Below are 26,199 nucleotides of genomic sequence, written 5' to 3' on the forward strand. Positions count from 1 at the left end.
GAAATGGCATGAGCCCGCTGCTGAGACCTCGCGGTCCTTTCCTTCCGGCATGTCTCAGCAGAGGAAGTTGAAACGATGCGACTCGCGAGACCCCCGAGACCCCTTGGCCGTACAAGACGTTGGGCAGGAGGGCTCGCGGGGCTGACCGCGGCCTCACTGCTCCTCGGCCTCGCCGGGCCCGTCGCCCCCGCCAGCGCGGCCGGGAGCGCGGACATCACCGACGGCCTGGCCCTCTGGTACAAGCTCGACGCCGCCTCCGGCACCGCGGTCACCGACGCCTCCGGCAACGGCCGGACCGGGACGGTGAACGGCACCGCCACCTGGTCGGACACCGGTGAGGGGCTCTCGTTCAACGGCTCCGACACCTACGTGAAGGTGCCGGACAACATCATGAGCGGCATGAACTCGATCTCCGTCTCGATGGACGTGAAGGTCGACTCCGCGCAGAACACCCCGTACTTTATCTACGGCTTCGGCAACACGAGCGGATCCGCGGGCAACGGCTATCTGTTCACCACCGGCAGCACCTTCCGGACGTCCATCGCCTCCGGCAACTGGTCGACGGAACAGACCACCCAGCCCTCCCCCGCCCGCGCCATCACCCGTGCCGTGTGGAAGCAGGTCACGTACACCCAGACCGGCAACACCGGTGTCCTGTACGAGGACGGCGTCGAGGTCGCCCGCAACACGGCGGTCACCATCACGCCCGGCTCCATCGGCTCCGGCACCACTACCGCCAACTACATCGGCAAGTCGGTGTACCCGGGCGACAAGCTCTTCAAGGGCAGCATCCGCGATTTCCGCGTCTACGACCGGGCGTTGGCCGGCTCGGAGGTCGAGCAGCTCTCCCTCCCCGTCGCCACCCGGGGCGTGGCCGACGACAAGGCCGCCCTCACCCTCGGCGACACGAGCGCCGTCGTCGCGGACCTCACCCTGCCGACCACGGGCACGGCGGGCGGCTCCACCATCAGCTGGAAGTCCGACACACCCTCGGTGGTGTCGGACTCGGGTTCCGTCACCCGCCCCGCCGCCGGCGAACCGGACGGCCACGCCACGCTCACGGCGACCCTGAAGAAGGGGCCGGTGACCGACATCAAGTCGTTCGACATCACGGTCCCGGCCGCCTTCGACGACGACACGGCCACCGAACAGGCCGCCGAGGCGCTGAAGGTCGACAACCTCGACGACGTGCGCGGCAACATCACCCTGCCGACGACCGGTTCGTACGCCACGAAGGTCGCCTGGACCTCGGCGAAGCCGGACGTCGTCTCCGCCGACGGCGTCGTCCACCGTCCGGCGCACGGCGACGGCGGCACCACCGTCGAGCTGACCGCGACTGTCACCAAGGGCGACGCGCAGGCGACCCGCGTCCTCACCGCGAAGGTGCCCGAACTCCCCGCCGAGGCGCCCCTCAAGGGCTATATGTTCAGCTACTTCACCGGCGAGGGCACCTCGGACGGCGAGCAGCTCTACGCGGCCCTCAGCAAGGGCAACGACCCTCTCAAATGGCGGGAGTTGAACGACGGCAAGCCCGTCCTGACCTCCACGCTCGGCGAGAAGGGCCTGCGCGACCCGTTCATCATCCGCTCCCCCGAGGGCGACAAGTTCTACCAGATAGCCACCGACCTGCGTATCTACGGCAACGGCAACTGGGACGCCTCCCAGCGCACCGGCAGCAAGTCCATCATGGTCTGGGAGTCCACCGACCTGGTCCACTGGACCGACCAGCGACTGGTCAAGGTCTCACCCGACTCGGCCGGCAACACCTGGGCACCCGAGGCGTTCTACGACGAGAAGCTCGGCTCGTACGTCGTCTTCTGGGCGTCGAAGCTGTACGACAACCCCGAGCACTCGGGCGACACGTACAACCGGATGATGTACGCGACCACCCGTGACTTCCGCACCTTCAGCGAGCCCAGGGTGTGGATCGACCGCGGCTACTCGGTCATCGACTCCACGATGATCAAGCAGGGTGACACCTACTACCGCCTGTCGAAGGACGAGCGGAACAACTCCTCATCCACCCCCAACAGCAAGTTCATCTTCCAGGAGAAGAGCGACTCGATCCTCGACGAGTCCTGGGACTTCGTGGCCGAGGGCATCGGCAAGGGCGCGATGAGCGCCGCCGAGGGACCGCTGGTGTTCAAGTCCAACACCGAGGAGAAGTGGTACGCGTTCCTCGACGAGTTCGGCGGTCGCGGCTACATCCCCTTCGAGACGACGAACCTCGCCTCGGGCAACTGGACCCCCTCCACCGGATATGACCTTCCGTCAAGACCCCGCCACGGCACGGTACTTCCGGTCACGCAGGCCGAGTACGACCGGCTGCTCAAGGCGTACCAGCCGGACCAGATCGTCGAGTCGGTCGAGGACGTCAAGGTGACGACGGGCATCGGTGACGCTCCGGTCCTGCCGGGCACGGTAATCGCCGAGTACGCGGACGGCGTGAAGCGCCCTGTCTCCGTCACCTGGGACGACGTGCCGGCCTCGGCGTACGCGCAGGCCGGCACCTTCACCGTGAAGGGCAGCCTGCCCGACGGCGCCGCGCTCCGGGCCGAGGCCGAGGTCACGGTCTCGGCGGAGGGCCCCGACGTGCCCGCCGACCTGGTCCTGCACTACGGCTTCGACGAGACGGGCGGCAGCATCGCCCGTGACTCCAGCGGCCATGGCTACCACGGCACGTACGTCCGTACGCCCGACTTCGGGACCGGCGTGGACGGCGGCTCGTTCAAGATGTCCGGCGGTTCGAGCAGTTCGACCACCTCTCCGTACGTGCGGATCCCGAACGGCGTTCTCAAGAACACCGACAGCGTCACCGTCTCCACGTACGCGAAGTGGAAGGGCGGGGACAACTTCCAGTGGCTCTTCGGTCTTGGCCCGGACAGCGACAAGTACCTCTTCGCCACCCCGTCCAACGGCGGTGGCAAGCTCTTCTCCGCGATCACCAAGGCCACTTGGTCGGGCGAGAAGCAGATGATCGGCGGCTCGCAGCTCACCCCCGGTGAGTGGCAGCACGTCACGGTGACCGTGAACAGCGCGACCGAGACCGCGATCCTCTACGTGGACGGTGTCGAGGCGGCCCGGGCGACCGGCGTCACCATCAAGCCGTCCGAGCTGTACGACGCGTCGAAGGGCTACTCCGGCTACATCGGCAGGTCGCTCTACTCACCCGACCCGTACTTCGGCGGCGAGGTGGACGACTTCCGGATCTACAACCGGGCGCTGTCGCCCGCCGAGGTCCTGGAGCTGAGCGGGAACACCACGGGGATCGCCTCGGCGACCCACCCCGCTCTGAAGGTCGACGCGATCATCGACGACGCGGACAGCAGGATCACGCTGCCGCTCGCGGAGGGCAGTGATGTCACGGCCCTGGCACCGGAGTTCGGCCTCGCCCACGGGGCGTCGATCAGCCCCGCGTCCGGCTCGCTCCACGACTTCACCGAGCCCGTGCAGTACGAGGTGACCGGCTCGGACGGCAGGAAACGCACCTGGACGGTCCGGGCCATGGAGATGAAGAGCCCGGTGCTGCCGGGGCTCAACGCCGACCCGAACATCACACGCTTCGGCGACACCTTCTACATCTACCCGACCACGGACGGCTTCCCGGGCTGGAGCGGCACACAGTTCAAGGCGTACTCCTCCAAGGACCTGGTCCACTGGGAGGACCACGGCGTCATCCTCGACCTCGGTCCGGATGTCAGCTGGGCCGACAGCAGGGCCTGGGCGCCGGCGATCGAGGAGCGGAACGGCAAGTACTACTTCTACTTCTGCGCCGACGCGAACATCGGTGTCGCGGTGTCCGACTCGCCCACGGGCCCGTTCAAGGACGCGCTGGACAAGCCGCTGCTGAAGGCGGGCCTGTATCCGGGCCAGATGATCGACCCGGCGGTGTTCACCGACGACGACGGCACGCCGTACCTCTACTGGGGCAACGGCAGGGCGTACGCCGTCCCGCTGAACGACGACATGGTCTCCTTCGACGCGTCGAAGGTCACCGACATGACTCCCAGCGGCTACAACGAGGGCACCTTCGTCATCAAGCGCAAGGGCACCTACTACTTCATGTGGTCGGAGAACGACACCCGGGACGAGAACTACCGCGTCGCCTACGCGACCGGATCCTCGCCCACGGGCCCCTGGACCAAGCGGGGCGTGATCCTGGAGAAGGACCTGTCCCTGGGCATCAAGGGCCCCGGCCACCACTCGGTGGTCAAGGTGCCGAACACCGACGACTGGTACATCGCCTACCACCGCTTCGCCATCCCCGGCGGCGACGGCACGAACCGCGAAACCACCATCGACAAGCTGGAGTTCGACGCCGACGGCCTGATCAAGAAGGTCGTCCCGACCCTGTCGAGCATCGACCCGGTGACGATCGTCCGGGCCGGTCCGGACGCCATGGGCACCGAGGGCAGCGCGATCCCGGTCACCGGCACGATCTCCGGGGCGGGCAAGCCGCGGTGGACGGTCGAGGACGGTTCACCCTGCGCCTTCGCCGACCCCGAGGCCATCCTCACCTCGATCACCTGCGCCGACGACGGTACGTACGAGGTGACGCTGACCGGGGGCCGCAGCAGTGACACGCTCACCGTGACCGTGGACAACGCGGCGCCGGTGATCACGTCGGCGAGGGGGCCCGCCTCGGCGGTGTCCGTCGGCAGGAGTGCGGCCGTCAAGGCCGCGTTCACCGACCTGGGTTCCGACGACACCCAGACGTGCAAGGTCGACTGGAAGGACGGCACCGAGCCGACCACCGGCAAGGTCACCGCCACCGGCTGCGAGGCCACGCACACCTACAAGAAGGCGGGCATCCACCGTCCGGTGGTCACCGTGACCGACGACGACGGCGGCAAGGACAGCACCCAACTGCCCGAACTGGCCGTCTACGACCGCGGGGCGGGCCCGATCGCCGGCGTCGGAGTCATCTCCTCCCCGGCGGGCGCCTACCCGGCGAAGCCCACGCTGACCGGTCTCGCGGGCTTCTCCTTCGGCGCCGCGTACAAGAAGGCGAAGGACACCGTGCCCAGCGGCAACGCAACCTTCGACTTCGCGGCCGGCAAGGTGAAGTTCCGCTCCACCGCCTCGGACTGGCTGGTCGTCACCCGCACGGAAGCCCACTACCAGGGCTCGGGCACGGTAAACGGCACCGGCGGCTACGCCTTCCGCATCACCATCACGGACTCCCCCGACACCTACCGAATCAAGATCTGGAAGAAGTCCACGGGCGACATCGTCTACGACAACCGCAACGGCTCGAAGGCCTACGGCATCGTGTTCGGCTGACGGCCGGCGCACCACCCGCAGCAGCAGAGGCGCCCGGGGCTCTTGGCCCCGGGCGCCTCTATTCGGCTGGGCTATTCGGCTCGGCTATTCGGCTCGGCCGGAAACGTACTGGGCCGCGTACTCACCGGTGGCCGGGACGGTGGTGATGACGTCGACCATGACGCCGTCCGGTGCCCCGACGATGAAGTGACGCTGCCCGAACTCCTCCGTGCGCAGCGTGAGGAGGACGGGCAGGCCCGCCTCCTCGACCAGCCGGTGGTGCTGGGCGTCGACGTCCTCGACCTCGAAGTTGAGCAGGAGCCCGCCCCGGACGGGGACGCGATGCCCCTCGGGGAGGGTCGGGTGGGTGTGGTCGAGCAGCGCGAGTTCGTACTGCGGGGCCTCGGTGTGCCTGAGGCTCACGTACCAGTCGGCCTCGAAGGTCGCCTCGAACCCGAAATGACGGACGTAGAAGTCGCGCGACGCGGCGACGTCACGGGTGGCGATCACCGGGTAGAAGCCGCTGAGCCGGGTCTTCATGGCATCTCTCTCCTTCATGACAGCTCTCCTCCGTTCGCACACCCCGTTTCGCATACCCAGGGTATGTGAAAAAGAACGTTAACATACCCTGGGTATGCGAACTCGATGAGGTGGAGCGCGGATGGCTGTCACGAGGGCCGAGCAGCGGGCGGCGACCCGGCGGGCGCTGTTGGCCGAGGGGCGTCGGCGGTTCGCCGCCGACGGCTACCACGACGTGGTGCTCGCCGAGGTGGCCCGGGCCGCCGGGGTCACGAAGGGCGCGGCCTACCACCACTTCGAGAGCAAGGCGGGGCTCTTCCGGGCCGTGGTCACCGAGGTGCAGCGCGAACTCGGCGAGAGGGTCGCGGAGTCCGCCGAGCGGTACGACGACCCGTGGGAGCAGCTAAGGGCCGGCTGCCGGGCCTTCCTGGCCGCCGGGTCCGACCCGGCCGTGCGCCGGATCCTGCTGGTGGACGCCCCGACCGCGCTCGGCTGGGACGAGTGGCGGGCCATGGACGAGGAGTCCTCCGCCCGGCATCTGGGCGAGGCGCTGGAGGCCCTGGTGGAGGCCGGGATCATCGCCGAGCAGCCGGTGGAGCCGCTGGCCCGTCTGCTGTCGGGAGCGATGAACGAGGCCGCGCTGTGGCTGGCCCGAGTGGCGGACCCGGAGGCGCAGGCCCGGACCGAACAGGCCCTGGACCGGCTGCTGAACGGGCTGCGGGCCTGAGGCCCCGACCGAACTCACCCTGCCCGCGGCCCTGTTGGCGACGGCAGACGGCGAGGGGCCACCTCCCCTGAGGTGACCCCTCGCCGCGCCGCGGACGGGAGAGAGCCGTCAGGTTCCCCCCGCCACCGCTTTCTTGCGGCTCGTCATCGCCCGCTGGATCAGGATGAACGCGCACAGGAGTACGCCCGTCGCGATCTTCGTCCACCATGAACTCAGCGTGCCCTCGAACTGGATGAGGCTCTTGATGAGGCCGAGGACGAGGACGCCGAAGAGGGTGCCGATCACATAGCCGGAGCCGCCCGTGAGGAGCGTGCCGCCGATGACGACCGCGGCGATGGCGTCGAGCTCCATGCCGGTGGCGTGCAGCGGGTCGCCGGACTGGATGTAGAGAGTGAAGAGGAGACCCGCGAGCGCCGAGCAGAAGCCGCTCACCGTGTAGACGGCGATCTTGGTGCCGCCCTGCGGAAGCCCCATCAGCAGGGCCGACTGCTCGTTGCCGCCGATGGCGTACACCCGGCGTCCGAAGCGCGTGTAGTGCAGGACGTAGAACGCCGCGGCCAGCACCACCAGCGCAACGATGGCCCCGATGGAGAGGAATGCCCCGCCCAGTGACACCTGGGTCTGGGCCATGCTGCTCACGGAGGAGTCGCCGATGGAGATGGACTCCTTGCTGATGACCAGGCACAGGCCCCGGAAGAGGAAGAGGCCGGCGAGGGTCACGATGAAGGGCTGGATCTCGAAGTTCTGGATCACATAGCCCATCAGGAAGCCGCCGAAGGCACCCACGGCGAGTGCCATGGGTATCACCACCACGATCGGCAGTCCCTGACGTTCCACCAGCCATGCCGTGAACATGGTCGTGAAGCCGATGACCGAGCCGACGGAGAGGTCGATGCCGCCGGACAGGATGACGAAGGTGGCACCGACGGCCGCGACCAGCAGATAGCTGTTGTCGATGAACAGGTTCAGGAATACCTGTGCTTCGGCGAAGCCGTAGTTCTGGTACCGGCTCAGGCCGATGCCGTACATCACGAGGAAGAGAACCGCCGTCACCAGGACGGGCAGCCGCCGGTCGCCGAGTACGCGTGACGCCTTGCCTGCCGTGCGGCTGTCCGCCGCGGTCGGCCGCTGGGTGGTCGTGCTCATCACGACACCTCCATCTTGGGAGAGGCCTCGGCCGCCGGGGCGGTCTCCGCCGGTGCCGGTGGCGCGGCCTTCTTGCCGCCGCCCTTCGCGCCGAACACCTTGGCGCGGAACTTCGGCGACTGCATCAGGCAGACGATGATGACGACGGCGGCCTTGAAGACCAGGTTGGTCTGGGTCGGCACGCCGATGGTGTAGATCGTGGTGGTCAGGGTCTGGATGACGAGGGCGCCGACGACCGTGCCGCCGATGGAGAACCGGCCGCCGAGCAGTGACGTACCGCCGATGACGACCGCCAGGATCGCGTCGAGCTCGATCCACAGACCGGCGTTGTTGCCGTCCGCGGCCGAGGTGTTGGAGCTGATCATCAGGCCCGCGATACCGGCGCACAGCGCGCAGAACACGTACACCATGATCTTGATCCGCATGGACCTGATGCCGACCAGGCGGCTGGCCTCGGCGTTGCCGCCGACGGACTCGACGAGCAGGCCGAGGGCCGTGCGGCGGGTGAGTGCCACGGTGACGGCCACGACGGCGGCCACGATGAAGATGGAGAAGGGCAGCGTCAGCCAGTAGCCGCCGCCGATCAGCTTGTACGGCTCGCTGTTGACGGTGATGATCTGCCCGTCGGTGATGAGCTGGGCGACACCGCGGCCGGCGACCATGATGATCAGCGTGGCGATGATCGGCTGGATGCCCATCCGGGCGACCAGGAAGCCGTTCCAGAGGCCGCAGACGATGGCGGCCCCCAGTCCGATTCCCAGGGCCAGGAACACCCCGGACAGGGCACTCTGGTCGGCCTGGTCGCTGATGTACGAACAGGTCAGGGCGCCGGTGATGGCGACCACGGCGCCGACGGAGAGGTCGATGCCTCCGGTGGCGATGACCAGGGTCATGCCGACCGCGACCAGGATGAGGGGCGAGCCGAACAGGACGATCGAGACGAGGCTGCCGTAGAGGTGCCCGTCCGTCATCTTGACGGCGAAGAAGTCTGGTGTGAAGGGAACGTTGACGAGCAGCAGGATGACCAGCACGGCGACCGGCCAGAACAGGTGATGGTGCGTCAGCGCTCGCCATCGGGGAGTGGTGGTCACTGGTGCTCTCCGCTCGCGATGGTCTCCAGGATCCGGGTGGTGGTGATCTCGGGCCCGTTGGCGAGCTGCGCCACCAGCTTGCGGTCGCGCAGCACTCCGATGGTGTGGCTGAGCCGCAGGACCTCCTCCAGCTCGGCCGCGATGTACAGCACGGCCATGCCCTCCTCGGAGAGCGAGACCACGAGTTTCTGGATCTCGGCCTTGGCGCCGATGTCGATGCCGCGCGTCGGCTCGTCCAGGATCAGCAGTTTGGGCTGGGTGATCAGCCAGCGGGCGAGCAGCACCTTCTGCTGGTTGCCGCCGCTGAGCTGGCCCACCCTGGCCTCGGGGTTGGCAGGCCGGATGTCCAGGGCCTTGATGTACTTGGCGACGAGTTCGTCGCGCTGGGCGACCGGGATGGGCCGGGTCCAACCGCGGGTGGCCTGCAGGGCGAGGATGATGTTCTCCCGCACCGTCAGGTCCGGTACGAGGCCCTCGGTCTTGCGGTTCTCCGAGCAGAACGCGACGCCCGCGGCGATCGCGTCGTTCGGGGCGCTCATCGAGACCTGCTTGCCGCCGATGGTCAGCCTGCCGCTGTCGGGGTGGTCGGCGCCGAAGAGCAGCCGGGCGAGTTCGGTGCGGCCCGATCCGAGGAGACCGGCGAGTCCGATGACCTCGCCCTTCTTGATCTCCAGGTCGAAGGGGGCGATGCCGCCGACGCGGCCGAGGCCGTCCGCCTGGAGCAGCGGTTCGCCCACGTCGGAGTGGAGTTGCTGGTCGTGCAGCTCCTCCAGCTGGTCGAGGGCCTTGCCGATCATCAGCTGGACGAGGCCGACCTGGTCGAGGTCGCGGACCATGTGCTCGCCGACCAGGGCGCCGTTGCGCAGGACGGTCATCCGGTCGCAGACCTCGTAGATCTGGTCGAGGAAGTGCGACACGAAGAGGATCGCGACGCCCTCGTCCTTCAACCGCCGCATCAGGGCGAAGAGTTCGAGGACCTCGTCGCGGTCGAGGCTGGAGGTCGGCTCGTCGAGGATGAGCACCTTGGTGCCCGCTCCCTGACCGTCGGCGTCCCCGGTGCCCACCGACCGTACGATCGCGACCAGTTGCTGCACGGCCAGCGGGTACGAGGACAGGGGCGCGGTGACGTCGATGTCGAGGCCGAGCCGGTCGACCAGCTCGGCGGCCTCACGGCGCAGCCGCTTCCACTGGATGCGGCCGAAGCGGGTGGGTTCGCGTCCGATGAAGATGTTCTCCGCCACCGACAGGTTGGGGCAGAGGTTGACCTCCTGGTAGACCGTGCTGACGCCGGCCTGCTGCGCCTGCGACGGGCTGGCGAACCGTACGTTCGTGCCGCTGAGGGTGATGGTGCCGCCGTCCAGGGAGTGGACCCCGGTCAGCACCTTGATGAGGGTGGACTTGCCGGCGCCGTTCTCGCCGAGCAGGGCGTGGATCTCGCCGGGGAAGAGCCGGAAGTCGACACCCGACAGAGCCCGTACCCCCGGAAACTCTTTGACTATGCCCGTCATCTCCAGGACGGGCAGCGGCTCTGCCATGGCAGCGCTCCTCATGGATTTCGTTCAGGCCCGCAGGGAGCCCCCTGAGCCGAGGTCTTCGGCCGGACGGAGGCTCCCTGGCGGTGGGTGCGGTCGGTCAGTATGTGACGGTCAGTACTTGCGGGTCGGGAGCGCGTCCTTGGCCTGCTCCTGCAGGAAGTCGCCCTCCTCGGTCTTGATCCGGCGCTCGACCGTCTCACCGTCGTTGACCTGCTTCACGAGGTCCATGAGCTGGGGGCCGAGCAGCGGGTTGCACTCGACGATGCCGTTGATCTTGCCCTCGGACATCGCGACGAAGCCGTCCTTCACGCCGTCGACCGAGACGATCAGGATGTCCTTGCCGGGCTTCTTGCCGGCCGCCTCGATGGACTGGATGGCGCCGAGGGCCATGTCGTCGTTGTGCGCGTAGAGGACGTTGATGTCCGGGTTGGACTGCAGGAAGGCCGCCATGACCTGCTTGCCGCCGGCCCGGGTGAAGTCGCCGGTCTGGCTGACGACGACCTTCCAGTCGTCCTTGTGATCGGCGTCCATGATCTCCTTGAAGCCCTTGGCGCGCTCGATCGCGGGGGCGGCACCGGTGGTGCCCTCCAGCTGTGCGATCTTCACCGCCCCCTTGTGGCCGGCCTTCTCGAGGACCTTCTCCAGCATCTTGGCCGCGCGCCGGCCTTCGTCGGTGAAGTCGGAGCCGATGAAGGAGACATACAGGGAGTCGTCGGAGGTCTCGATGGAACGGTCGGTGAGGATGACCGGGATCTTGGCGGACTTGGCCTCCTTGAGCACCGCGTCCCAGCCCGTGACGACCACCGGCGAGAAGGCTATGACGTTCACCTTCTGCGCGATGTAGCTGCGGATCGCCGAGATCTGGTTCTCCTGCTTCTGCTGGGCGTCGGAGAACTTGAGGTTGTAGCCGGCCTCCTTGGCCGCCTCCTTCACCGACTTGGTGTTGGCGGTGCGCCAGCCGCTCTCCGAGCCGACCTGTGCGAAGCCGAGGGTGATCTTCTTGCCACCGCTGCCGCCGGCGGAGGAACTCGAGCCGCCCTCGTCCTCCTTGGCACAGGCCGCCAGGCCGCCCGCCGCCGCCACGCCGACCGCCGCGGTGAGGAAGTTCCTTCTGTTGAGCATGTGTCTTCTCCTTTGAAGAGCCGGTCCCTGGGGGACCTGCTGGTACGCCGTGCTACTCGCCGGGACAGGCTGCCCTCGTCCAGCCTGTCGATCATTGTTCGACATATCGGCCATGCTGATGCGGTGAAAACCGGCCGTCGGGTGCTGTGCGCGGTGTCAGGTGGGGGCCGCGCCCGGGTCCGCGGTGTACGGGAAAGTGCTTGCGCGGACCACGAGTTGGGGCTCGATGGCGAACCGGGGTGTCCCGGCCGGGTCACGGCCCTCGATCAGGTCCAGGAGCAGGGCGATGCTCCGTTTGCCCACCGCCGAGAAGTCCTGCCGGACGGTGGTGAGCGGTGGGGCGAAGAACTCCGACTCCGGTATGTCGTCGAAGCCGACCACCGCGACGTCCTGGGGAGTTCGCACGCCCGCTTCCCGAAGGGCCCGCAACACCCCCAGTGCCATCTGGTCGTTGGCGACGAAGACCGCGGTCAGCCCTCTGCCCACCCAGCCGGCCAGTTCCTGGCCCGCCCGGTAGCCCGACAGCGGACTCCAGTCCCCGCGCAGCGACATCGGCGGCTCGACACCGGCCTCTTCGAGGGTCGCCCGCCAGCCGGCGGCCCGGTCGGCCGCCTCCTGCCAGTCCTCGGGTCCGGCGAGGTGCCAGACCGTACGGTGACCGGCGGCCAGCAGATGACCGGTGGCCAGCCGCGCGCCCATGTACTGGTCCACGTTGACGCAGGGAATGCCCACGCCCGGTCCGCTGCCCACGGTCACCACCGGGAACGGGTGGCGGAGTTCGGCGAGTGCCTCGACCGCCGACCGCTGCGGGGCGATGGCGACCACTCCCTCCACCCCGCCCTCGCTGAGGTGGTCCAGGGCTTCGGACAGCGCGTCGACGGTCAGCTTGCGCAGGCTGACCGTGGAGACGAGGTAGCCCTCGGCACGCGCCGCCTCCTCAAGTGCGAAGAGCGTGCTGGCCGGACCGTAGAGCGTCGTGTCGGAGGCGACGACACCCAGGGTCCGAGTGCGCCGGGTGACCAGGGCTCGTGCGGAGGAGTTGCGGCGGTAGCCCATTTCCTCGATCGCGTGCAGCACCCTGGCCCGAGTCTCGTCCCGCACGTTGGGGTGATCCCCCAGAACACGGGAAACAGTTTGGTGGGACACGCCCGCCAGTCGCGCGACATCGGCCATGGTGGGCGGCCGAAGCTGCGATTGTGCCATGGCCGCACCTCCTTGGCGGTCGTATACCGGAAGATTTCTGTGACACCCGTGGACGTCTCCGCGCGGCGGGGCCCGGCCCGCAACGACGGCAACCGGCCCGCCGCCAAGCCGGGTAACTCTCCGGGCGGGAGCTCCACGACAGTTGCCACGGAGGCGAGTTGGGGCGTCGCGAACGCCATGGTCGTACCTCCCTGGAAGTCGGCTGGTGATTGCGGAGGTCATTGTGAGCGCTAACAATTCATGCCGGTCAAGGGGGCCGACAGCAGGAGGACGTCACGTTTGAGTAACGCGGCGGAAGCATGCGGTGTCGGGCCGGCGGCCCACAACGCGGGTTCACGGCAAGGGTCTTGACGCACTTCGGACACGGCTCTATTTTCGGCACCGAAACTTCGAACTACGAACGAAATATCGGACGTTGATGATGATCGGTTCCAGCCAGAGGCACGCACCCCTCCCCCGACGATGCTGAACATCGCCCCAACACCCGCACGCGAACCCGTACGCGAAAAGGGCCCTCACAGGCTCTCGCCTGCGAAGACCCTTCGCTCTGTCGGGACGACAGGATTTGAACCTGCGACCCCTTGACCCCCAGTCAAGTGCGCTACCAAGCTGCGCCACGTCCCGTTGCGCTTCGTCGCGGAGTTCCGCGTGAACACGCAGGTGAACCTTACCGTACGCGCCTGGTGACCGAGGTCGGCACAGTACGCGTGACCGGTGTCCGTCAGTCCACGAACAGGCCCCGTGCCGCGGCCCTCGTGTCGAACTCCTCCAGGCGGGCCTGGGCGTCGGGCAGGGCGTCGCACATCGCTTCCAGGAGGACCTGGCCGAGGAGCATGGGGGCACTGACGGTGTCGAAGACCAGGTCGGTGCCGACGGCGGCCGGGAGGAGCAGGTCGCTGTGGGCGGCCACCGGGGCGAAGGTGCCGTCGGCGATCGTCACCACGGTCAGTCCCGTCGCGCGGGCGTGGTCGAGTGCGGCGTGAAGCTCGGCCGGGTGGCGCGGCAGGGCGAAGCACATGAGGGCGCTCGCGCCGGCGTTCCTGGCCATGTCGATGCGGTCGGCGAGCCGTGAGCCTCCCTCGTCGAGGAGCCGTACGTCCGGGTGGACCTTGGCCGCGAAGTAGGCGAAGCCGCGGGCCTGGGCGGCGGAGGCACGCAGGCCGAGCACCGGCAGGGGCCGCGAGGCGGCGAGCAGCCGGCCCGCGCGTTCCACGGGCCCCGAATCGGCGAGCAGGGACGCGAGTTGGAGCAGGTGGTGGATCTCGGCCCGTACCGCCTGTTGGTACGGGTTGGCCGGCCGCGCGTCCACGGCCGGCCCGGCGGGTGCCACGTCCCGCAGGTGTCTGCGCAGGGCCGGGTAGCCGTCGAAGCCGAGGGCGACCGCGAAGCGGGTCACCGACGGCTGGCTCACCCCGGCCAGTTGGGCCAGTTCCACGCTCGACAGGAAGGGCGCGGCCGCGGTCTGCCGGACCAGACAGTGGGCGATACGGCGCTGCGTGGGCGTCAGCCGGCGCCCCTCGAACAGCTGGTGCAGCCGCGCGGGCGCGACGGCCCCCTGGGGCGCGCCTGTACCGACGCCGGTCCCGTCCGTGTCGGTCACCTTGGTCCCCTCCCTGCCGCGCGTACGGACTCGTCACCGGCCCTGCCTGACTCCGTGCCGGCCGAATCGGACTCCTCGGCCGTCCTGCCTGACCCCCGTGCGGTCCTGCCCAACTCCATGCCGGACCTACCGGACTTCCCCGGCCGTCCTGCCTGACTCCGTGCGGCCCCGCCTGACTCCGTGCCGGCCGTATCGGGCTCCTCGGCTGTCCTGCCTGACCCCGTGCTGTCCTGCCTGACTCCGTGCGGTCCTGCCCAACTCCATGCCGGACCTACCGGACCTCCTCGGCCGCCCTGCCCGACTCCGCCGGGCTACCGGACTCCTTGGCCGTCTCGCCCGACTCAATACCGGCCTGCCCAAGTCAGTGCCGTCCCGCCCAGGTCAGCGCGGTCCCGCCCAGGTCAGCGCGGCCCTGCCTGACTGTGCCGGGCGTGCCGGACCTTCGCCGGGCATGCCGGCTCTTCGTCCGGCGGGCCGGACCCTCCTCAACCGGTGCGGAAGGTCCGGGCGGCCGTCGGCGTCAGCCCGCGAGGCCGGCGTTCGTCAGCCATTCCTTGGCGACGTCGGAGGCGTCCTCCTTGTCGTTGACGAGCTTCTTCATCATCTCCAGCAGGTCCTCGGTGGTGAGCTTGGCCGAGAGGGCGTTGAGGGCCGCCTTGGCCTTGTCGTCGACCGCGGACTTGTAGACGAGGGGCGTGACGTTCTGCGAGGAGAAGAGGTTCTTCGGGTCCTCCAGGACGACCAGCTTGTCCTCGACGATCGCGGGGTCGGTCGTGTAGAGGTTGGCGGCCTGCACCTTGTCGTCCTTCAGCAGCTTCAGCAGGGTGCTCTGGGCACCCGCGTCCAGCGGCTGGAACTTCCCGAACTCGACGCCGTAGACCGTCTTCAGACCGACACCGCCCTGGGTGCGGGTCTTGAACTCCGAGCCGGCGCCGATGGTCATGTCCTTCGCGACCGGCTTCAGGTCGGCCAGGGTCTTGAGGTTGTGCTTGGCCGCGGTCTCGGCGGTGACCGTGACCGAGTCCTTGTCCTCGGCCGCGGCGGAGTCGAGTATCTCCACGGACGACGGGAGCTTCGCCTTCAGCTCCGCGTTGATCTCCTCGGTGCTGGTGGCGGTGCTCTTCTTGTCGACCGCGACGGACAGCAGCGCGCCGTTGTACTCGGGGAAGACACCGATGCCGCCCTTGACCACCTGGTCGTAGTACACCTCGCGGGCTCCGATGTCGAACTTGCGGGTCACTTTCAGGCCCTTGTCCTCCAGGGCCTGGGCGTATATCTCGGCGAGGAGCTGGTTCTCGGGGAAGTTCGCCGAGCCGACGACGATGGATTTGCCGCCTCCGCTGTCCTCGCTGCTGCCCGACAGCGGGTTGTCGTCGCTGTCGCCGCCCCCTCCGCAGGCGGTCAGGGCGAACGTGGTGATGAGGCCGAACGCGGTGGCGCGGACGATGGCTTTCATGGGTGTTTCCTTTCTTGGGAGCCCTCAGGAGCTCTCGGGGCCTTCAGGAGCGTGGGAGCTCGAGAATTCAGGAACTCGGGAAATCAGGAACTCGGGACATCAGGACTTGGTCGCCGAGGGCTGCAGCCCCGGCGAGACGACGAGGCGCCGCAGCGCGGTGAAGACGGCCTGGACGACGAGCGCCAGCATGACGACGACGGCGGAGCCGCCGATGACCAGTTCGTAGTTGTTGCGGGCGAGTCCGTCGACGATGAAGCGCCCCAGACCGCCGAGACCGGGGTACGCGGCGACGGTCGCCGTGGCCACGACCTGGATCGCGGCGACCCGCAGCCCGAGCAGGATCAGCGGCAGCGCCATCGGCACCTCGACCTTCAGCAGGACCTCCCAGCCGGTCATGCCCATCCCGCGCGCCGCGTCCCTGGTGTCGGGATCCACGCCTCGTACGCCCTCGAAGGTGTTGATGAGGATCGGCGGGACCGCCAGCGCGACCAGGGCGACCAGCACCGGTGTGGTGCTCAGCCCGGCGACCGTGACGACGAGGACGACCAGGCCGAAGGTGGGGATGGCCCGCGCGAGGTTCGCCACGCTCGCGACGGCGAACGCGCCCCGGCCGGTGTGCCCGACCAGCAGTCCGAACGTCAGCCCGATCAGGGTGGCGAACACCAGCGATATGCCGCTGTACGTCAGATGCTCCGCGAGCCGGTTCGGGATGCCGTCGTCCCCGCTCCACTGCTGGGACGACGTCAGCCAGTCGCCCACCAGCTCGATCTGGTTCAGGAAGTCGTTCACGCCGTCGCCCCCTTCCCACGCGCCCATGGTGTGAGCAGCCGCTGTGCCAGCACGAGCAGCGCGTCGGTGACGAGGGCCAGCAGCATGATCAGTACGGTCGCGGTGATGATCGGCGTCGGGAAGTCGAGCTGGAGACCACGGGTGATGTAGTAGCCGAGGCCGCCCTGTCCGATCAGCTGCCCCACGGCGACGAGGCTGATGGACGACACGGCGGCGACCCGGACGCCGGCCACGACGACGGGTACGGCGATCGGCAGCTCGACCTGGACGACACGGCGTACCGTGCTGAATCCCATGGCGGTGGCCGCCTGCCGTACCGGTTCGGGGACCGAGGCCAGTCCGTCCACGACGTTGGGTATGAGCACCGACAGCGTGTAGAGCGTCAGCGGGATCATCACCGTGCGTTCGGTCAGCCCTGTGTAGCGCACGAAGATCATGAACAGGGCCAGCGACGGGATCGAGTACAGCACGTTGGCCGCGGTCAGGGTCGGCGGGTAGATCCACCGCCAGCGGTGGCAGAGGATGCCGAGGGGTATGGAGATGAGCAGTCCGAACAGCACCGGCAGGAGTCCGAGCCGCAGATGGACGCCGGTGTAGTCGGCCAGCTCACCGATGTGGTCGCCGATCCAGTCCCAGCGTATGAGGGGTTCGCCGTCTCTCATCGCCCGTCACCGCCCGAGCCCGAGCCCGCTCCGTCGGCGTCGCCGCCGCTGCCGCCGTCCGTTTCGTCCTTGGCTACCGGCACCTTGGACACCGAGCCCTCGGCCCCCGCAGCGTCGGCCGTCCCCGCGTCGGTCGCCACCGCCTCGCCGCTCTCGGCTTCGGTCGTCGCCGCTCGGTCCTTCTCAGGTGCGGCCGCAGCGTCGCCGGCCGTCTTCTCCTCGGCTGCCGCGTCGACGCCCGCCCCGTCCCCGGTCATCGCCGCGGACAGCTCGTACGCGTCCGCGACCCCGACGACCGCGCCCTGGGGGTCCACGCCCACCGCGAGCCGGGACGGGGACAGCAGGGCCGCGTCGAGGGCGGCCCGGGCCGAGTCGCCGGCCAGGCTGAACGTGTGGCCGAGCGGGGTCAGCGTGGCGTCCGCGAGCGTGCCGCCGGTCGGCAGTTCGGCGACCGCGGCCCAGCCGAGCGGCCGCCGGTCCCCGTCGACGACGAGCACCCAGGGTTCGTCCGCCGCCCGGGCCCGGGCCACCGGGGAGTCGGCCGGCAGGACCAGCCCCTCCCGCAGCGGCAGATCGGCCGCCTTGACGAAGGACAGGCGGCGGATGCCACGGTCCTGACCGACGAAATCGGCCACGAAGTCGTCGGCGGGATGCGCGAGCAGCCGCTCCGGGGTGTCGAACTGCGCGAGCTTGCCCCCGGTGCGGAGCACCGCGATGTGGTCGCCGAGCTTGATCGCCTCGTCGATGTCATGGGTGACGAAGACGATCGTCTTGTTCAGTTCCTTCTGCAGCCGGATGAACTCCGCCTGCAGCTCCCCCCGGACGATGGGGTCGACCGCGCTGAACGGCTCGTCCATCAGCAGCACCGGCGGGTCCGCGCCCAGCGCCCTGGCCACCCCGACGCGCTGCTGCTGTCCGCCGGAGAGCTGGTACGGATAGCGCTTGGCCATGGCGGCCGGCAGCCCGACTAGCTCCAGCAGCTCCGCCGCCCGCGAGCGTGCCTTCTTCTTGCCCCAGCCGAGCAGCAGCGGCACGGTCGCTATGTTGTCCAGCACCGTGCGGTGCGGGAACAGCCCCGCGTGCTGGATCACGTATCCGATGCCCCGGCGCAGCTCCGGGGCGGCGATCTCCCGGATGTCCTGGCCGCGCAGGCTCACCGTGCCGGCCGTCGGCTCCACCATGCGGTTGACCATGCGCAACGTCGTGGTCTTGCCGCAGCCGGAAGGGCCGACCAGGACCGTGATGCCGCCCTCCGCCAACTCCAGCGACAGCTCGTCCACGGCTGTCGTGCCGTTGGGATAGTTTTTGCTCACCGCGTCGAATCTGATCAAAGCTGCCCCTTACCCGACTGCATATGGTCATGCAGAGTTGTGTGTGGCTGAATTACAGTCAATCCCCTTTTGTAAACGGCACGTTACGTTCGTCCGAAGAAAGTGAAAGGGCGCCCGAAATGCAGGCGTTTGACCCGGTTTGGTTCACGTTCCTGAACGGCTCGGACATCGAACAGCTCGAACTTGACGACACCGAGGTGCTCGACGCCGTCGAGCAGGGGCTGCGTGCTCAGGGCCGCGGGGAAACGGTCATCGAACCACGGGTCCACCTCACGCCCGATCCCTCGTTCAACGGCCACTTCAACGTCCTGCGCGGCTATATCGCGCCACTGGGGCTGGCCGGAGTCAAGATTGTGGGCGACTACGTCGGCAACTACAAGGCCGGGCTGCCGTCCGAGATGGCGCTGCTGAACCTCTTCGACCCGCGTACGGGCATGCCGGTGGCCGTGGTCGACGCCACCGCCATCACCGAGATGCGCACCGGAGCGCTCACCGCGCTCGGGGCACGGCAGCTGGCCCGCCCCGGCTCCAAGGTGCTCGGTCACATCGGCGCCCGCGCCACCTCGTATTGGAACGTCCGCCTGCTCGACCGGATCTTCGACTTCGAGGAGATACGTGTCCACTCGCGCCGTCCGGAGAGCCGCGAGGCCTTCGCCGAGCGGCTGGAGCGCGACCTCGGCAAGCCCGTGACCGTCACCGACGACTGGAAGTCGTGCGTCGAGGGCGCGGACATCGTCGTGGAGGCGTCCCGGCTGGAGCGGCCCGAGCCCCTGCTGAAGACGGAGTGGATCGCGCCGGGGGCGCTTGTCGTACCGTACGGAACGATGAGCGCGGTCGAACTCTCCCTCACCGACATCATGGACAAGGTCGTCGTCGACGACTGGGGCCAGTGCCGGTCCGGGCCGTTCGGTGCCCTGCGCGCGCATGTCGAGTCGGGGCGGCTCAGCGAGGAGACGCTGTACGGCGAGCTGTGCGAGATCGTCGTCGGTGACAAGCCCGGCCGTGAGCGCGACGACGAGACCATCCTGTTCTGGCATCGCGGCCTCTCGTTGTCCGACATCGCGCTGGGCGCGGCCATGCTCAAGAAGGCCGCAGAGCGTGGCCTCGGGCAGAACCTGCGGTTCTCATGACCGGTACGCCTCCCGCTCCTACCCCGGCAGTCGCCGCTGACGCCGTTGTCCTCGACGGGCGCGCGCTCACCTGCGACGACGTCGCCGCCGTCGCACTCCGCGGCGCCCGCGTCGCGTTGGCCGAGGAGGTCCTGCCCCGGCTGGAGCGCGATCGCGCGGTCGTCGACGACGTGGTCGACCGCGAGGTGCCGACGTACGGCCTGACGACGGGTCTCGGCAGCCGGTCGTCGTACGCGCTGCCGCGGGCCGAACTCGGCGAGTTCAGCGTGCGCACGGTCCGGGGCCGGGCCAACGCGGTCGGCGATCCGCTGCCGGGTCCCGTCGTACGCGCCGCCCTGCTCGCCCGGGTGAACGGCATCGCGGGCGGCGGCAGCGGGGTACGGCCGGAGATCGTGCCGCTGCTGGTCTCGATGCTCAACTCAGGGGTGCACCCGGTGATCCCCGAGGTGGGGTCGATCGGCGCCTCCGACCTGTGCCAGATGGCCCATGTCGGCCTGGTCGTCATCGGCGAGGGCCGCGCCGAGGTGTCCGGCGAGGTGCTCGACGGTGCGGTGGCCTTGCGGCGGGCGGGGCTGGCCCCCGCCGAACTGGGGCCCAAGGACGGGCATGTGCTGTGCAGCGCGAGCCCGCTGGCCGCCGGTGTCGGCGCCCTCGCCCTCCACGAGGCGGCCGCCGTCCTCACCCTCGCCCAGGCGGTCACGGCCCTCACCTTCGAGGGGTTCCGGGCGAACATGAGCCCGCTCGACAGCCGCGTACTGGGCCTGCGTCCGGCCCCCGGTCAGGCCCGGGCGGCGGGCGAGTTGCTCGCGCTGCTGGACGGCGGCGAGCTGGCCGATCCCCGGCACGCGCGGCGCGTCCAGGACCCCGTGAGCCTGCGCTGCGCCGCCCAGGTGCACGGGGCGCTGCACGCCGCCCTGGACTTCGCCCGGGCCGCGCTGGAACCGGAGCTCAACGGCTGCGGCGACAACCCGGTGGTGCTGGCCGACACCGGGGAGATCCTCTCGTCCGGCAACTTCCACACCCCGGCCCTGGCTCTCGGCTTCGACACCGTCGCGCTGGCGCTGACGCAGACCGCGGCGATATCGGCCGAGCGCATGCGGCGGCTGCTGAATCCCGCTGTCAGCGGACTGCCCGCGAACCTCTCGCCGTACGGTCCTGAGCGTTCGGGTTTCGCGCCGCTGGCCAAGACCGCGCAGGCGCTCGTCGCCGAGATCCGCGCCCTGTCCGCGCCCGTGTGCACCGACCCCCGGCACGGCGCGGACGCGGTCGAGGACGACTCGACCAACGCGGCACTCGGGGCGCGACGGCTGACGACGATGCTGGTCAGGCTGCGGCAGCTGCTCGCCGTCGAGGCCTTGGCCGCGGCGCAGGCCGTGGACCTGGCGGCCCCGGCGACCGTGGGACGCGGACCCGGTCTCCTGCACCGCGCGATCCGCGAACTGGTCCCGCGCCTGGACGACGACCGGCCCTGCGGAGTGGACGTGGACCTGGTGAGCCGGGACGTCCTGGGGTCCGGCGAGGTACGAAGCGCTCTGCACGCCTTGGTGGAAGGACCTTCGTGACCAACGTCGACGTACACCAGCATCTGTGGACCGCCTCGTTCCTCGCGGCCCTGCGCGCGCGTGACGAGCCGCCGTTCCTGGACGGCTGGACCCTGCACACCGCCGGGGAGCCGCCCTACGAGGTCCCGTCCGCCGACCACGACGTCGCCGGGCGTGCCGAACTGGCCGCCGCCGACGGGCTCGGCAGGGCGCTCGTCTCGATGTCCGCCCCGCTCGGCGTGGAGTGGCTGCCGTCCGACGAGGCCCGCCCGCTGCTCGCCGCCTACCACGAGGACGCGGCCGGCCTGCCCGAGCCGTTCGGGGCCTGGGCCGCCGCCTGCGTCCGGGACATCGACGCCGACGCGACCGCCGCGCACCTCGACCTGGGGTTCGCCGGGCTCCAGCTCCCGGCGAACGCCCTGACCGACGCGGCCGGGTACGCGCGCTGTGCCCCGCTGCTCGATCTGCTCGAAGCGCGCGGGCTCCCGCTGTTCGTCCACCCCGGCCCGGCGCCCGGTGCCTCCCCGGGGCCCGGCTGGTGGCCCGCGATGGTGCCGTACGTGCAGCAGATGCACTCCGCGTGGTTCGCCTTCCGGGCGTTCGGCAGGCCTCGTCATCCCCGGCTACGGGTGTGCTTCGCGCTGCTGGCCGGGCTCGCCCCGCTGCACGGGGAGCGCTTCGCCGCCCGTGGTGGGGACGAGGGGCGCGGCGGGGTCGATCCCGACGTGTTCGTCGAGACGTCCTCGTACGGTCCGCGTGCCGTCGACTCGGTCGTCCGCGTCCTCGGTACCGACGTCGTCGTGATGGGCTCGGACCGGCCCTACGCGGAACCGCCGCAGCAGCCCGGCTTCGGTCTGGGCGGGGCCGCCGCGTACGCCTTCCGCATCACCAATCCACGCCGTCTGCTCACCGGAAAGGACTGACCGCACCCGACGGACTCACGCGGCGGCCACCCGTGACCATCGTCCAACTCGCCACCGGCACAAGGGGGATGACCATGAACCCGACCCCGATCGACACGACCGCGCTCGCCGAACTCGGCGCGTCCGACCGGCCGTTCCGGCCCGAGGAGTGCGCGGACCGGGCCCGCCGGGCGGCGGCGTTCGTCGACACCGCCGCGCTCGACCGCTCCGGCCCCGGCTCGTATCTGCTGCTGTGGCGGAACGACAACTCCGAGGCCTGGCTGAACACTTGGTGGGAGTCGCGCGACACCGGCTACCACGACCACCAGGGCTCCTGCGTCGGCGTGCACGTGATCGAGGGCGCCGCCTGGCAGGAGGGGCTGCCGGTGGGCGGCCCGCGGCGCGCCCGCCGGTACGGGCCCGGCGAGTCGTTCTCGTTCCCGGGTTCGGGCGTCCATCGGATGGACCACGACGCCGGAGCCGTGACCATCCACGTCTACTCGCCGCCGATCGAGGCCATCGGGCACTACGAGATCGTCGACGGCGAACTCCACCGCACGGCCGGGCCGCCCGACGAGGGCTCCCCGGCGAGCCCCCGGCTGCTCGACGCCCTCAACTCGATGGGACGGTGAGCGGGTTCGGAGAGGGCCGCTACTCCGGCGGAGTGGGCGTGTCGTGCGTGCGGTACATCGCCTGGACGTCCAGTTCGAGCTGGATCGTCGGACCGACCACCGCGATGCCGCGCGCCAGCATGGAACGCCAGTTGAGCGTGTAGTCCTCCCGGTGCAGTTCGGCCTTGGCCAGGGCCGCACAGCGCAGCTCCTCGCCGTAACCGCCGTTCACCGTGCCGAGGTAGGTCGTGTCCAGGGCCACCGAGCGGCTCACCCCGTGCATCGTCAGCGAGCCCTGCAGGACCCACTTGCTGCCGCCGCGGTACGCGAACCGCGTGCTGTGGAAGTCGATGAACGGGAACCGCTCGACGTCCAGGAAGTCCCCCGACCGCAGGTGGTTGTCGCGGGTCGTGTTGCCGGTCGTGATGCTCGACGCGTCGATACGGACATGGACGCGGGACTCGGTGATGTCCTGCGCGATCTGGATGCCGCCGTCGAAACGCTCGAAGCGCCCGTGCACATGGGCCATTCCGACGTGCTGGGCGATGAAGCGGATCGCCGTGTGGGGCGGGTCGAAGAGCCAGGTACCGGCCGGCGGCAGGTCGAGCTGACGGGCCGGCTCCAGGCGGGCGTACAGCGTGGGGAGGGTGACACCGGCGACGATCTCGACGGTCTCGCGGACCGGGGAGAGTCCCTCGGCCGTGACCATCATGCTGTAGCCGCCGGGCGGCAGCACGGCCATGAAGAAGCCGTACGGATCGGTGGTGCCGCGGGCCGCTACGCGGTGGGAGTCGAGCGCCGTGACCGTGACGTCGGCGCCGCCCATGGGCTGGCCCATGGGGTCCGCGACCTCGCAGCCGACCGCGCCCGCGCCGGGCGGCAGGGGCAGCGCGAGGCCCGCCGCGGCGGCGGAGGCGCCCTTGGAACGCCGACGCCGAAGCAGTCCGAGGGCCATGATGTTCACCTGTCTTCTCAATTCGGTTGCTTGCCACGGCTCGACGCCCTTCCACGTGCCCCTGGGCCCGTGGGCCGCACGGACACGGGCACGGCGAACCGGGACGTGAGCCACTCATGATCATGATCCGGCCGTCCACGGCATGGGTGTCTCAATTCGAGACAGTGCGCGCCGTCCCGATCGAGCCAGTGCGCGCCCGCCGGCTCACCGCGAGGGCGCGGGCCCCGTGGAGTCGCGTACCACCAGCGCATGGCCGGTGGATTTCCGGCGGGGCCGGGAGGCGGGCGGCCTGAGGGCCATCGAGAGGGCCTGGCGGCCCATGTCGGCGAGGGGCAGCCGCACGGTGGTGAGGCCGGGGGCGAGGTCCGCCGCGAACGACACGTCGTCGAATCCGGCGACCGACATCCGGTGCGGGACGGGTACGCCGTGGGCGCGGAGCGCGGAGAGGACACCGATGGCCATGGCGTCGTTGAGGGCGACGATCGCGGTGGTGTCCGGGTGGTCGCCCAGGATCCGCTCGGCCGCGTCACGCCCGCCGTCGCGCGTGAACTCGGCCTGTGCCACCGGCAGTTCGTCGGAGGGAAGGCCGGCCTCAGCGAGTGCCGCCGTCACCCCCGCGAACCGGTCGGCGACCGTGGACAGCAGCATCTCCCCCGCCGCCACCGCGATCCGGCGGTGTCCGAGGGACAGCAGATGATCAGTGACGGTCTCGGCGCCCTCCTTGTTGTCCGGCCGTACGGCGTCCGCGTTGAGGAAGTGACGGCCGATCACCGTGAGCCGCCCGCCGGCGTCCTGGAAGGCGGACAGCTCGGCCCTGGACTCGGCCTCCATCCGGGGATCGACGTATCCGGAGCCCGCGATGATGATGACGCCGACGCGCTGGGCGATCAGATGGCGGATCTGACGCAGTTCGTTCTGCGGATTCCGGCCGGAGTGGCAGATCTGGACGATCAGATCGCGTTCGTCCGCCGCCTGTACGACCCCGCCCGCGATCTCCGAGAAGTACGGGTCGTCGATCTGATGGACGATCAGCCCCACCGTCGACGCCGTACCGCCCGCAAGAGTGCGCGCATGGGGATTGGCGACATAGCCGAGCTCCCGCGAGATGCGGCGGACCCGCTCGGCCACCTCCTCGCGCACCCCGTCCCGTCCGGCGAGCGCCCGGGACGCCGTGGCCAGTGAAACGCCGGCGCGCTCGGCCACATCGGCGAGCCGCAGTCGTGAACGGGGCCTTGGCATTCGTCACCGCCTCCGAACAGGGCCTTGTCAATCGGTCCGTGCACGACGCTTGTCTCAACTCATGTGACGTGGCTTACATAGTACGCAAGCGCTCACGAAAGCGCTTTCGAACGGCGAAGAGAGTGCCTGCGGACAGGGGAGTCCAGCGATGAGCACAACACAGCGCCTTTCATGGAGAGTTGCCGCCCTCGCGTCCGCCACGGCACTCACTGCCGCCGGCTGCGGCTCGGGGAGCGGCTCGGAGGATTCACCCGACGACCCCATCACCATCGGTGTCTCACTGCCGCTCACCGGGGACTTCTCGGAGCCCGGCAAGGGTGTGGAGCGCGGCTACAAGGCATGGGCGAAGATCGTCAACGACAAGGGCGGACTGCTCGGCCGCAAGGTCGAGTTGAAGATCCTCGACGACCAGTCGAACGCCGACCGGGTGGTCTCCGACTACGAGCAGCTGATCGGCAGGGACCAGGTCGACCTGGTCTTCGGCCCGTTCTCCACCCGGCTCGTGGTGCCGGCGGCCCGGGTGGCGGAGGAGTACGGTCTGCTCTTCGTCGAGCCGGCCGGCGCGGCCCCGGAGGTCTTCGGCCAGGGCTTCAAGAACCTCTTCTACGCGGCCCCGGCGGTCGCCAACGACCACTACAACCATCTCGCCGACTACATCCTGGCGCTGCCCGAGGCGGAGCGTCCCAAGTCCGTGGCGTACGCCGCGATGGACGACCCCTTCGCCCAGGGAACGGCGTACGGGCTGAAGGACAAGCTGGAGAAGGGCGGGATCAAGACCGTCGTCGACGAGGTCTACCCGCCCAACACCACCGACTTCGGCTCGATCGCCGCGCAGATCGCCTCCTCCAAGGCCGACATGGTGGTGGGCGGCTCGCAGTACCAGGACGGGGTGAACCTGATCGTCGCCCTCCAACAGCTCGACTACCAGCCGAAGATGGCGGCCTTCTCCACCGCCCCCACCGAACCGGAGTTCGCCAAGGCCATCGGCAACAAGACCGAGGGCATCCTCGCGCCGACGGGCTACACCCAGCACGCGGACTATCCGAGCAACAAGGAGTTCGTCGAGAAGTACACCGAGCAGTTCGGCAAGGCCCCGGAGGAGGACGAGGCCAACGCCTACACCACGGGGCAGGTCGTCGCCGCGGCCGTCGAGGCCGCCGAGTGCGCCTCCCAGGACGAGGAGTGCCAGCAGAAGCTCGTGGAATGGCTGCGGGGCAACGAGGTGGAGACCGTCGTCGGCCCCCTCAAGTGGGACGACAAGGGGCGCCCGCAGAGCGCGCACATGATCCAGCAGTGGGTGGACGGCGAGATCCAGATCGTCCTGCCCGAGGAACAGAAGGAAGCCGATCTGGTCCACCCCAAGCCGAAGTGGTGAGCC

General features: G+C 69.4%; 20 protein-coding genes and 1 tRNA gene. 7 read left to right on the forward strand and 14 right to left on the reverse strand.

From position 1 onward, the window contains the following. Nucleotides 1-75 precede the first annotated feature (75 nt). The gene (locus ACFWXQ_RS03545) at nucleotides 76-5,283 is read left to right on the forward strand and encodes a family 43 glycosylhydrolase (protein ID WP_383944382.1); all 5,208 of its coding nucleotides are present in this window, start codon (nucleotides 76-78) and stop codon (nucleotides 5,281-5,283) included. Nucleotides 5,284-5,367: 84 nt separating this feature from the next. Here ACFWXQ_RS03545 and ACFWXQ_RS03550 read toward each other — a convergent pair whose 3' ends face one another. Beyond that, entirely contained in the window at nucleotides 5,368-5,820 is a 453-nt protein-coding gene (locus ACFWXQ_RS03550; RefSeq protein WP_383944379.1) for a VOC family protein, read from the reverse strand. Nucleotides 5,821-5,923: 103 nt separating this feature from the next. Between ACFWXQ_RS03550 and ACFWXQ_RS03555 the strand changes: the two genes are divergently transcribed. Next, entirely contained in the window at nucleotides 5,924-6,508 is a 585-nt protein-coding gene (locus ACFWXQ_RS03555) for a TetR/AcrR family transcriptional regulator (protein WP_383944376.1), read from the forward strand. 108 nt (nucleotides 6,509-6,616) lie between these two features. On the opposite strand, the gene yjfF is transcribed toward ACFWXQ_RS03555, so the two are convergent. The 11 genes from yjfF to ACFWXQ_RS03610 form a co-directional block, all read right to left on the reverse strand. Continuing rightward, complete coding sequence (gene yjfF / locus ACFWXQ_RS03560) at nucleotides 6,617-7,654, reverse strand: galactofuranose ABC transporter, permease protein YjfF (protein WP_383944373.1); 1,038 nt, start codon at nucleotides 7,652-7,654, stop codon at nucleotides 6,617-6,619. Continuing rightward, entirely contained in the window at nucleotides 7,654-8,745 is a 1,092-nt protein-coding gene (locus ACFWXQ_RS03565) for an ABC transporter permease (RefSeq protein WP_383944371.1), read from the reverse strand. The genes yjfF and ACFWXQ_RS03565 overlap by 1 nt, the downstream gene beginning before the upstream one ends. Next, the gene (locus tag ACFWXQ_RS03570; RefSeq protein WP_383944368.1) at nucleotides 8,742-10,280 is read right to left on the reverse strand and encodes a sugar ABC transporter ATP-binding protein; all 1,539 of its coding nucleotides are present in this window, start codon (nucleotides 10,278-10,280) and stop codon (nucleotides 8,742-8,744) included. Before ACFWXQ_RS03570 ends, ACFWXQ_RS03565 begins: the two co-directional genes overlap by 4 nt. 111 nt (nucleotides 10,281-10,391) lie before the next feature. Continuing rightward, the gene (locus ACFWXQ_RS03575; protein ID WP_383944365.1) at nucleotides 10,392-11,402 is read right to left on the reverse strand and encodes an ABC transporter substrate-binding protein; all 1,011 of its coding nucleotides are present in this window, start codon (nucleotides 11,400-11,402) and stop codon (nucleotides 10,392-10,394) included. A 156-nt stretch (nucleotides 11,403-11,558) separates the two neighbouring features. After that, the gene (locus tag ACFWXQ_RS03580; protein WP_383944362.1) at nucleotides 11,559-12,605 is read right to left on the reverse strand and encodes a LacI family DNA-binding transcriptional regulator; all 1,047 of its coding nucleotides are present in this window, start codon (nucleotides 12,603-12,605) and stop codon (nucleotides 11,559-11,561) included. A gap of 550 nt (nucleotides 12,606-13,155) precedes the next feature. Continuing rightward, nucleotides 13,156-13,229, reverse strand: a tRNA-Pro gene (locus ACFWXQ_RS03585). A 97-nt stretch (nucleotides 13,230-13,326) separates the two neighbouring features. After that, complete coding sequence (locus ACFWXQ_RS03590; protein WP_383944359.1) at nucleotides 13,327-14,205, reverse strand: MurR/RpiR family transcriptional regulator; 879 nt, start codon at nucleotides 14,203-14,205, stop codon at nucleotides 13,327-13,329. 520 nt (nucleotides 14,206-14,725) lie between these two features. Further along, nucleotides 14,726-15,652, reverse strand: a complete 927-nt coding sequence (locus ACFWXQ_RS03595; RefSeq protein WP_383944404.1) for an ABC transporter substrate-binding protein — start codon at nucleotides 15,650-15,652, stop codon at nucleotides 14,726-14,728. Between the two features lie 108 nt (nucleotides 15,653-15,760). After that, nucleotides 15,761-16,450, reverse strand: coding sequence for an ABC transporter permease (locus ACFWXQ_RS03600; protein ID WP_383944356.1), 690 nt, complete (start codon nucleotides 16,448-16,450; stop codon nucleotides 15,761-15,763). Next, on the reverse strand, nucleotides 16,447-17,112 hold the full coding sequence (locus ACFWXQ_RS03605) for an ABC transporter permease (RefSeq protein WP_383944353.1): 666 nt from the start codon (nucleotides 17,110-17,112) through the stop codon (nucleotides 16,447-16,449). Before ACFWXQ_RS03605 ends, ACFWXQ_RS03600 begins: the two co-directional genes overlap by 4 nt. Further along, complete coding sequence (locus tag ACFWXQ_RS03610; protein ID WP_383944350.1) at nucleotides 17,109-18,443, reverse strand: ABC transporter ATP-binding protein; 1,335 nt, start codon at nucleotides 18,441-18,443, stop codon at nucleotides 17,109-17,111. The genes ACFWXQ_RS03605 and ACFWXQ_RS03610 overlap by 4 nt, the downstream gene beginning before the upstream one ends. Before the next feature lie 119 nt (nucleotides 18,444-18,562). On the opposite strand from ACFWXQ_RS03610, the gene ACFWXQ_RS03615 reads away from it, so the two are divergent. The 4 genes from ACFWXQ_RS03615 (at nucleotide 18,563) to ACFWXQ_RS03630 (ending at nucleotide 22,648) form a co-directional block, all read left to right on the forward strand. Next, nucleotides 18,563-19,573, forward strand: a complete 1,011-nt coding sequence (locus tag ACFWXQ_RS03615; protein ID WP_383944347.1) for an ornithine cyclodeaminase family protein — start codon at nucleotides 18,563-18,565, stop codon at nucleotides 19,571-19,573. Continuing rightward, nucleotides 19,570-21,135 carry a histidine ammonia-lyase gene (hutH, locus tag ACFWXQ_RS03620; protein WP_383944344.1) on the forward strand — a complete coding sequence of 522 codons (1,566 nt, stop codon included), beginning with the start codon at nucleotides 19,570-19,572 and terminating at the stop codon, nucleotides 21,133-21,135. Before ACFWXQ_RS03615 ends, hutH begins: the two co-directional genes overlap by 4 nt. Then, nucleotides 21,132-22,037, forward strand: coding sequence for an amidohydrolase family protein (locus tag ACFWXQ_RS03625; RefSeq protein ID WP_383944342.1), 906 nt, complete (start codon nucleotides 21,132-21,134; stop codon nucleotides 22,035-22,037). Before hutH ends, ACFWXQ_RS03625 begins: the two co-directional genes overlap by 4 nt. 74 nt (nucleotides 22,038-22,111) lie before the next feature. After that, complete coding sequence (locus tag ACFWXQ_RS03630) at nucleotides 22,112-22,648, forward strand: hypothetical protein (protein ID WP_383944340.1); 537 nt, start codon at nucleotides 22,112-22,114, stop codon at nucleotides 22,646-22,648. A 19-nt stretch (nucleotides 22,649-22,667) separates the two neighbouring features. On the opposite strand, the gene ACFWXQ_RS03635 is transcribed toward ACFWXQ_RS03630, so the two are convergent. Then, entirely contained in the window at nucleotides 22,668-23,582 is a 915-nt protein-coding gene (locus ACFWXQ_RS03635) for a YceI family protein (RefSeq protein WP_383944337.1), read from the reverse strand. Between the two features lie 204 nt (nucleotides 23,583-23,786). Continuing rightward, on the reverse strand, nucleotides 23,787-24,821 hold the full coding sequence (locus ACFWXQ_RS03640; protein WP_386267419.1) for a LacI family DNA-binding transcriptional regulator: 1,035 nt from the start codon (nucleotides 24,819-24,821) through the stop codon (nucleotides 23,787-23,789). A 148-nt stretch (nucleotides 24,822-24,969) separates the two neighbouring features. Here ACFWXQ_RS03640 and ACFWXQ_RS03645 point away from each other — a divergent pair, with 148 nt between their 5' ends. Beyond that, the gene (locus ACFWXQ_RS03645) at nucleotides 24,970-26,196 is read left to right on the forward strand and encodes an amino acid ABC transporter substrate-binding protein (RefSeq protein ID WP_383950707.1); all 1,227 of its coding nucleotides are present in this window, start codon (nucleotides 24,970-24,972) and stop codon (nucleotides 26,194-26,196) included. Nucleotides 26,197-26,199: the final 3 nt, after the last annotated feature.

It is taken from the genome of Streptomyces sp. NPDC058697, from assembly GCF_042715345.1.
In the GTDB taxonomy this organism is placed as follows: Bacteria; Actinomycetota; Actinomycetes; order Streptomycetales; family Streptomycetaceae; genus Streptomyces; species Streptomyces liliifuscus.